The organism is Pyxidicoccus caerfyrddinensis, assembly GCF_010894405.1.
Taxonomy (GTDB): Bacteria; Myxococcota; Myxococcia; order Myxococcales; family Myxococcaceae; genus Myxococcus; species Myxococcus caerfyrddinensis.
In genome coordinates this window covers 153,591-161,300 of record NZ_JAAIYA010000031.1, presented here as the reverse complement: position 1 = coordinate 161,300, position 7,710 = coordinate 153,591, and the positions used below count along the sequence as shown (strand labels likewise).

The 7,710-nt window shown below is 70.4% G+C and carries 8 protein-coding genes; 1 reads left to right on the top strand and 7 read right to left on the bottom strand.

All coding sequences use genetic code 11. The annotated features are described in order from the left end of the window. Positions 1-1,099: 1,099 nt before the first annotated feature. Together gmk and G4D86_RS45420 are read right to left on the bottom strand one after the other, a co-directional pair. Positions 1,100-1,729, bottom strand: a complete 630-nt coding sequence (gene gmk / locus G4D86_RS45425; protein ID WP_164001464.1) for a guanylate kinase — start codon at positions 1,727-1,729, stop codon at positions 1,100-1,102. After that, positions 1,726-2,604: a YicC/YloC family endoribonuclease gene (locus tag G4D86_RS45420; RefSeq protein WP_164001461.1), complete on the bottom strand. Its 879-nt coding sequence runs from the start codon at positions 2,602-2,604 to the stop codon at positions 1,726-1,728. The genes gmk and G4D86_RS45420 overlap by 4 nt, the downstream gene beginning before the upstream one ends. Positions 2,605-2,688: 84 nt before the next feature. Here G4D86_RS45420 and G4D86_RS45415 point away from each other — a divergent pair, with 84 nt between their 5' ends. Further along, positions 2,689-3,795: a glycosyltransferase family 9 protein gene (locus G4D86_RS45415; RefSeq protein ID WP_164001459.1), complete on the top strand. Its 1,107-nt coding sequence runs from the start codon at positions 2,689-2,691 to the stop codon at positions 3,793-3,795. 3 nt (positions 3,796-3,798) lie between these two features. On the opposite strand, the gene G4D86_RS54185 is transcribed toward G4D86_RS45415, so the two are convergent. From G4D86_RS54185 to G4D86_RS45395, 5 genes are read right to left on the bottom strand one after another with little or no spacing between them, the layout of a single operon-like run. Continuing rightward, positions 3,799-3,990 carry a Trm112 family protein gene (locus G4D86_RS54185; protein ID WP_338050652.1) on the bottom strand — a complete coding sequence of 64 codons (192 nt, stop codon included), beginning with the start codon at positions 3,988-3,990 and terminating at the stop codon, positions 3,799-3,801. 3 nt (positions 3,991-3,993) lie between these two features. Further along, positions 3,994-4,482 (bottom strand): adenylyltransferase/cytidyltransferase family protein, encoded by a 489-nt coding sequence (locus G4D86_RS45410; RefSeq protein WP_164001457.1) that lies wholly within the window; start codon positions 4,480-4,482, stop codon positions 3,994-3,996. Beyond that, positions 4,479-5,492, bottom strand: a complete 1,014-nt coding sequence (locus tag G4D86_RS45405; RefSeq protein WP_164001455.1) for a bifunctional heptose 7-phosphate kinase/heptose 1-phosphate adenyltransferase — start codon at positions 5,490-5,492, stop codon at positions 4,479-4,481. The genes G4D86_RS45410 and G4D86_RS45405 overlap by 4 nt, the downstream gene beginning before the upstream one ends. A gap of 31 nt (positions 5,493-5,523) precedes the next feature. Further along, complete coding sequence (lpxK, locus tag G4D86_RS45400) at positions 5,524-6,684, bottom strand: tetraacyldisaccharide 4'-kinase (protein WP_164001453.1); 1,161 nt, start codon at positions 6,682-6,684, stop codon at positions 5,524-5,526. Further along, entirely contained in the window at positions 6,681-7,709 is a 1,029-nt protein-coding gene (locus G4D86_RS45395; protein ID WP_164001451.1) for a glycosyltransferase, read from the bottom strand. Before G4D86_RS45395 ends, lpxK begins: the two co-directional genes overlap by 4 nt. Position 7,710 lies beyond the last annotated feature (1 nt).

Below are 7,710 nucleotides of genomic sequence, written 5' to 3'. Positions count from 1 at the left end.
AGCCAGGATCAAACTCTCCAATTGTATTTTTTTGAAGAATTGAACCGGCGTCAGTCTCGGCCCGCTAAAGGGCTTTCGACTCGCTGATTCATATCGGTGCTGCCGGCTGCGCTTCTCAGCGCGACCTAGCTGGCACCGTCAAAGAATTGACTGCGGTTTCCGCAATCTGTCTTCTACTTGGGCTTGCTATTTGGTTTTCAAAGACCGAGTCGCTTGTACTGCCCGCGACTTTTTGCTACCGTTTGCTTCATCTGCTGCCCCGCTCTTTCAGCCGGCGGGGTTGCATCTTCTATTCGAGTCCGCGTCCGCTGTCAACTTCGACTTTCGCGTCCTCGTGGCCTCTCGAAGTCTTCAGCGCCGCCCAGTGGCTTCCGCTGTTTTCTTTCGAGGGGGCGCGGCTTCTACCGCTCTGCCGCCGTCCCTGTCAACCGTTGCCTCGTGACTTCCCCAACCCAGCTGCCCGTTCCACTTCTTCCCGGGCTTCTTGGTCAGGGGCGCGGCTTCTACTTCTTCGCCGCGTCGTCCGTCAACCTGCTTCGGTGACCGCCGTATTCCGTTTGTCGGTGCTGCCGTCCGCCTCCGAAGTGCCTTCCGCGCCAGTGCGCGGGCTTCGGTGCGAGGGGCGCGGCTTCTACCACCGCTGCGCCCTGAGTCAACCGCTTCGACCTCCCTACCCCAGCTCCGTCTCCCGTGAGACGGCTGCCCGCTCCATCCACCCCGCCGCCCGCTGGTTCACCACTCCATCTACATCAACCGTCTAGGGAGCCGTTCGGAGATTGTCAACTCGCTGTCACGAGCCGCTCCGGCTGCTCCGAGGCCTTGCAGAGATACTCCTCTCGGAGCACTTCCGGCATGGACCCACGGTCTTATTCGGTCTTGCTCAGAGAACCCCAGCACCGTCGGTGCTGACTCCGCTTGGAACCTCGCGGAGGGCACGGTCGCTCGCTGCGGTGCGCCGTGGGTGGAGCGGCTTATCCACCAACTCCCCCGGGGGCGCAAGAAGTTTGATTCTCGCTACTTGCGCCACCCGAGCGACACCATCGCCGACCGGGTGGCGGGGGAAACCGCCCTGCCCCGCCGGACCATTCCCGCTCGCGCGTCAGCCCCCGACGCCGAGCCCCAGCTTCGAGACATCCACCCGGCCCCGGCGGCAGTGCTCGGCCACCACCACCGCGCGCAGCTCGCTGTACGCCCGCTCGAAATCGTCGTTCACCACGATGTAGTCGTACGACGCGATGCCCCGCTCCATCTCCGAGCGAGCAGCCAGCATCCGGCGGCGGATGGTCTCGTCCGAGTCCGTCTGACGATCCCTCAACCGCCGCTCCAGCTCCTCCATGGAGGGCGGCAGCACGAAGATGGTCACCGCGTCGGGGTGCTTGCGCTTGATGGCCTGCCCGCCCTGTACGTCGATGTCGAAGATGGCCGAGCCCCGGCGGGCCCGGGCCTCGTCCACCGCGGACTGGGGGCTGCCGTAGAAATGGCCGTGGACCTCGGCCCACTCCACGAACTCGCCGCGTTCAATCTTCTGCTGGAACGTGGCGACGTCCACGAAGCGGTAGTCCACGCCCTCGCGCTCCTTCCCGCGAGGCCGCCGGGTGGTGACGCTGATGGAGAAGACCGCATCCGGCGTCTCCTTGAGGAGCCGGTGGGCGAGGGTGGTCTTCCCCGCCCCGGAAGGCGCGGAGAGGACGAGCAACAGACCAGGCTGGAGCACGGTGGGCGCGTTCATTCGACGTTCTGAACCTGTTCGCGGATTCGCTCGACCTCGGCCTTCATCGAGACCACGCGCGCGGAGATTTCCGCGTGCTGGCTCTTGGAACCGGTCGTGTTCACCTCGCGGTGCATCTCCTGCACGAGGAAATCCATTCGGCGGCCGGCAGGCTCGCTGCTGGCCATGAGGGCCCGGAACTGCTCGAGATGGCTCGCGAGGCGCGTGACTTCCTCGGCGATGTCCGTGCGCTCGGCGAAGAGGGCCACTTCCTGCGCGAGCCGCTGCGGGTCCACTGCCACGCCGCGCGCGAGCTCGGCGATACGGTCCGAGAGCCGCTGCTGGTACTCCTGCACGGCGCGCGGGGCGAGCTGCGCCACCTCGCGGCTCCAGCCTTCCAGCAGCTTCAGCCGGGTGTCGAGGTCCGCGTAGATGGCCTCGCCCTCGACGAGGCGCATCTTCTCCAGCGCCGTCAGGGCCTGGTCGAGCGCGGCCTGCAGCGCGGGCGTGGCGGACTCCACGTCCACGCCCTTCTCCTCCAGGCGGACGACGCCGGGCTGGTTCGCCACCTGGGACCAGGCGACCTCTCCCGCCAGGCCCAGCTCCTTGGCCAGCTCGCGGAAGGCGCGCACGTACTCGCGGGCCAGACCCATGTCCACCGTGGGTACCGTGCCGGAGGAGGTGGGGGCCTGCCGCTTCACCAGCAGCTCTACCGAGCCACGGGCCAGCCGGTCCTTCACCTGCTTCGTCACCGTCGGCTCCACCGACGACAGCTCACGGGGCAGCCGCGCCTTCACTTCGCAGAACTTGTGGTTGAGCGAGCGCAGCTCGACGGAGACCTCTTCGTCTCCCACGCGCGCGCGGCCCGCTCCGAACCCGGTCATGCTCTTCAGCATTGGGCGGTTGCTAGGGGCTTTCGGCCCCCAGGTCAAGCCGCGCGCTTGCACCGCTTCCGTTTCTGTGTAGGGTCCGCCGCCGAGATGTCCTGGCACAAGAGGCTCGAGCTGTGGGCGAAGCTGGCGCTGGCGCTCGTGGCGTCCGCCCTGTTCTGGCGCCCCGGGCGCCGTCGCCGTCCTGGAAGTTCCCTGCCCGTTCCCCGGAAGGTGCTGCTCGTGCGGCCCGACAACCGCGTGGGCGAGGCCCTGCTCACCACCCCGCTGATGCGCACCCTCAAGGCGCACGTGCATCCCGCTCCGGAAGTGCACGTGCTCGCCCACGCGAAGGTGGCGCGCGTGCTGGCCGGCCATCCGGATGCGGACGCGGTCATCGCGTTCGACCGGCGGCGGCTCTGGCTGGGGCCACTGGCGCCCGGGCTCCGGGCGTTGCGCCGTGAGCGCTACGACGTGGTGGTGGACTGCGCCAACTGGGAGTCCCCCTCGGTGACGAGCGCGCTCGTGTCGCGCATGGCCGGGCCCCATGCGGTGGTCATCGGCCCGGACGTGTGGCCGGTGTCCCAGCTCCATTCGCTGTCCGTTCCGGCTCGCCGGGACACCCGGAACGAGGCCGTGCAGCGCACGCACCTGCTCACCCCGCTCACCGGCGATTCCGTGGCCCGGGGCCTGTCCTTCCGCGAGCCGGCCGTGGGCCCCTCCATCCGCGCCTACCTGGATGCGAACGCTGGCACCGCGTCCGCGGTCATCAACCCGGGCGGGCGCATGGGCCCCCGGCGCATTCCGCCCCAGGCCTTCGCCGCCGCCGCCCGGACGCTGCTGGAGCTGGGCCGTGTTCCCATCGTCACCTGGGGCCCGGGTGAGGAGGAGCTCGCCCGCTCCGTGGTGGAGGCCGCGCCCGGGGCCCGGCTCGCTCCCGCCACCAACCTGGACGAGCTCGCGGCCCTCATGCGCGCGGCCGGGCTCACCGTGTGCAACAACACCGGGCCCATGCACCTGTCGGTGGCCGTGGGCGCCCCCACCCTGGCCTTCTTCCTCCGCATGGACATGGAGCGATGGGGCCATGCCTACGCCCCCCACCGCATGGTGGACCTCACCGCGCTCGTGGATGGAGCGGGGGGAGAGGGCCTGGAGGCGCGGGCCTCGGAAGAGGTGCGAGCCTTCGCCTTGGCCCTTCGTGACTCGGGAGCCCGTTAGTCCCTAGCCCGGCTCGGGTGCGGTCCGCGACATCCGCTCCGGCACCATCCGGGGGATTCCTTCCTCCACCGGCCAGGCACAGTGACAGCGCGGGCAGCGGACCTCGGTGCGCGAGGCCTCTTCGTGCACCGTCAGCGGGCCCTTGCACAGGGGGCACCCCAGGACGGACCGCAGTGTCGCGTCCAGGGGTGGCACGGGCTACTTCGTCCCCTCGCGGCCGAGGCGCCTGGCGAGGTCCGTGGTGCTGTGCTCCTTCGGGTCTCCGGACACCGCCGTGCGGCCACCGTAGGCACGGACCTCGTCTCCCTCGGGGATGCTGTCCGGCGTGTAGTCCGTGCCCTTCACGTGCACGTCCGGCTTCAGGGCGCGGATGATGTTCCGCACGTTGGGCTCGTCGAAGACGATGACCCGGTCCGTGCAGGCGAGCGCGGCCACCAACTCGGCCCGCTCGGCCTCGGGGATGTAGGGGCGGCCCGGGCCCTTGTAGGCCCGCGTGGACGCGTCCGAGTTCACCGCCACCACGAGCACGTCCGCGAGCACCCGCGCTCCCTCCAGGTAGCGGACGTGGCCCACGTGCAGCAGGTCGAAGACGCCGTTGGCCAGGGCCACGGTGCGGCCCTCGGCCCTCCAGCGCTCGCGCTCCTCCGCCACCTTCGCGAGGGGCTGGAGCTTGTCCAGGGTGCTCATCGCGTGCTCCGCAGCTCTTCGAGCAGCTCTTCCTTCGACACCGTCGCCGTGCCCGGCTTCTGCACCACCAGCGCGCCGGCCACGTTCGCCAGCCGCGCCGCCTCACCGAACGTTGCACCCGCCGCCAGCGCCAGCGAGAAGGTGGCAATCACCGTGTCGCCCGCTCCCGTCACGTCCACCGCGGACTTCGCGCCATACACGGGGATGTGGTCCACCCCACCCTCCGCGTCGAAGAGCGTCATGCCGTGCCGGCCTCTCGTCACCAGCAACGCACGGCAGTCCAGTCTCCGCAGCGCCGCGTGCCCTGCTTCCAGCAGGTCCGCCTCCGTCCGCACCGGGCGCCCTGCGAGCGCCTCGAGCTCCGGCTCGTTGGGCTTGCACACCGTCAGCCCCGCGAAGGAGGACAGGGCATAGCGGCTGTCCACGCACACCGGCAGGCCATCCGCCGCCAGGCGCCGCAGCACCTCGCGCACTTCGTCTCCCAGCACGCCCGCGCCGTAGTCGGACACCACCACCGCGTCCGCGTCCCGCGCCGCTTCCTCCACCTGCTTCGCCAGCGCCTTGCGCATGCGCGGAGGCAGCGAGCCTCGCTGCCCGCGGTCCAGCCGCAACATCTGCTGGCGCGTGGTACTCACGCCACCGGCGAGGATGCGTGTCTTCGTCTCCGTCTCGATGCCGCGCCCGCTCACTGCGTGGAGACGGATGCCGGCCTCGTCGAAGAGACGGCGGAGCGCGCTCCCCATCTCGTCCACGCCGAGCGCGCCCACCGCCGTCACCTGCCCGGAGAGTGCCCGGACATTGGCCGCGACATTGGCGCCACCGCCCAGCTTCACCTCGGCGGACTCGTAGCGGACGATGAGCACCGGGGCCTCGCGGCTCACCCGGTCCGTCTGACCGTAGATGTAGTGGTCGGCAACCAGGTCCCCGACCAGCAGCACCCGTCGGCGCGCGAAGGCGAGCGGCAGGCGCGAGGGCGAAGACAACGAGCGAGCGGGCGAGACTGCGGCCATGGCGGCGGTTTGTCCCACAGCCCCCCGCGCCTCACAAGTCGCGCGGCACGTCCGCCAGCCCGAGCGCCCGGCGCAGGTGGGACTCGCCCTCCAGCACCTCCACCCCCAGCCGCACCACCCACGCCGAGTAGCCGGGCGGCAGTCGCACCGCGTCCTTCTCCGTCGTCACCACCCGTGCGCCCTGCCGGGCGGCTCGCGATTCCACGTCTCGGAGCTCGTCCGCCGTGAAGCGGTGGTGGTCGGGGAAGAGGGCCGCGTCACGCACCTCCGCGCCGAGGGAATGCAGGGTCCTCAGGAAGCCCCCCGGCCGGGCAAGCCCCGCGAGCGCGAGCACCGGCTGCCCGGCCAGCGCGTCCGTCGCGAGGACGCGGCCCGAGGGCTCCAGCCACGCCGTGGGCCGGTAGCGCGTGCGGACGCGGGCGATGCCGCTGACCTCGGGCAGGTCAGGGCCCGTGGTCTCCATCGATGGCGGCGCACTCAGTGGACTTCCTGGGGGAAGGCTGCCCGCGGGCAGCGCAGCTCCTGGCGCCACCGAGGAGGCGCGAACCCAGAGCAGGGTGGCGCGGCGAAGGGACGAGCGCGGCTCTCGCAGGGGGCCTCGGGGAAGCATGTGGCCGTTGCCCAGCCCTACGGCCTCGTCCACCACGACGAGGTCCTCGTCACGTGCGAGCCTGCGGTGCTGGAAGCCGTCGTCGAGCAGCACCGTGTCCAGGCCGAATTCGTCGCGCGCGCGGTACGCACTGGATACGCGGTCCGCGCCCACGAAGAGGCGCGCCTGGGGACAGCGACGTGCGAGCAGGAGTGGCTCATCGCCGGCGTCATCGACGGACGGCAGTGGCTCCGAGCCCGTGAAGGTCAGCGGCTCGCGTGAGCCTCGTCCGTAGCCGCGCGTGAGGATGCCGACCTTACGCCCTTCACGGACCAGCATTTCCGCCAGGTGGAGCACCGCTGGCGTCTTGCCTGTTCCTCCCACGTTGACGTTGCCCACGGAGATGACTCGCAGGCCTTCCACTCGCTCGGCGCGCAGCAGGCCCGTATCGTAGAGGGCTCGCCGCAGGTGCACGGCTGCCGCGTACGGCCAGGACAGCGCGGTGAGGGGCGACAACAGCGCGCGGCGTCCCCAGGGTTCGGCGGTCGGCGGATAGAAGACCCGCTCGATGGCCGTGGGCGCTTCGGTCGGCGCGTTGCTCACCGGGCGCGCCTCGCCCGCTCGTAGAGCGCGAGCAGGTCACTCGCGATTCGCGCGTTCGTCGGGTGCGCAATCGGGGCGCGTTGTCCGGAGAGTGCGGCGGAGACCACCGCCTCCGGCGTCGGTGACGCCACCCGCGCATCCGCGAGGTCCGGCAATGCGCCCTCCTCCACCGCCACCACTCGCACGCCGCATGCGCGGGCCTGGGCCGCGGCCCTCGCGCTCCAGTCATTGCCAAGCCCGAGCAACCACACCTCGTCCAGCGCCTGGAGCCAGCGCACGAAGGCATCTCCCTGCTGATAGCCCGTGAAGGTGACGGCGTCCTCCAGGCCGAGCTCTGTCACCTGCCGCCGCGTCGCCTCCAACAACGCCCCATCTCCCACGAGCACGAGACGTGCCTCGGGCCGCTGCCTCCGGTACAGGGCAAAGGCCTCCACTCCCACCGCGTGACGTCGCGAGGGCTGGAAGGTGGAGACCATGCCGAGCACCGGATGTCCCTCGAGGCCCAGCTCGCGGCGCAGTGCCTGCCTGTCTTCCACCGGGTGAAATCGGGGGTCCACCAGGGCGGGGAGAACCTCAGCGGTCCTGCCCTTCTCCCGCAGCGGTGAAAGCAGCATGCTCGCAGGAACCGTGTAGGCATCCGCCGCCGGCAGCGAGGCTCGCAGCGAGCGTGGCGCATGCAGCGAGCGGACCAGTACGGCGCCTCGGGGGCGGCCCCATCTCGCGAGCAGATGGTCGTGGCTGAAGTGCGAGTGCACCACGTCCACCTCGCGCTTTCGCAGGCGGCGCAGGTCGCTCCACATTTCCCAGGGCGGCGACTTCACCGATAGCTCCATGCCTCCCTCATCCAGCAGCCCGAGCTCCCGGAAGCGCGGTACCGCGGGCTCCTCCGCTGGCACGTCCTTGCGCCTCCGGTCCACCGCCACCGTCACCTCGTGCCCGGCCTCTCGCTGCGCCAGCGCCAGCAGCGCCACGTTCTCCGCGGGGCCGCTGAAGAAGGGACTCGCGAGCAGGTGGAGGATTCGCATC

Coding starts and splice junctions, on each gene's coding strand:
- gmk (WP_164001464.1), bottom strand. CDS start 1,729: ATGAACGCGCCCACCGTGCTCCAGCCTGGTCTGTTGCTCGTCCTCTCC.
- G4D86_RS45420 (WP_164001461.1), bottom strand. CDS start 2,604: ATGCTGAAGAGCATGACCGGGTTCGGAGCGGGCCGCGCGCGCGTGGGA.
- G4D86_RS45415 (WP_164001459.1), top strand. CDS start 2,689: ATGTCCTGGCACAAGAGGCTCGAGCTGTGGGCGAAGCTGGCGCTGGCG.
- G4D86_RS45410 (WP_164001457.1), bottom strand. CDS start 4,482: ATGAGCACCCTGGACAAGCTCCAGCCCCTCGCGAAGGTGGCGGAGGAG.
- G4D86_RS45405 (WP_164001455.1), bottom strand. CDS start 5,492: ATGGCCGCAGTCTCGCCCGCTCGCTCGTTGTCTTCGCCCTCGCGCCTG.
- G4D86_RS45395 (WP_164001451.1), bottom strand. CDS start 7,709: ATGCGAATCCTCCACCTGCTCGCGAGTCCCTTCTTCAGCGGCCCCGCG.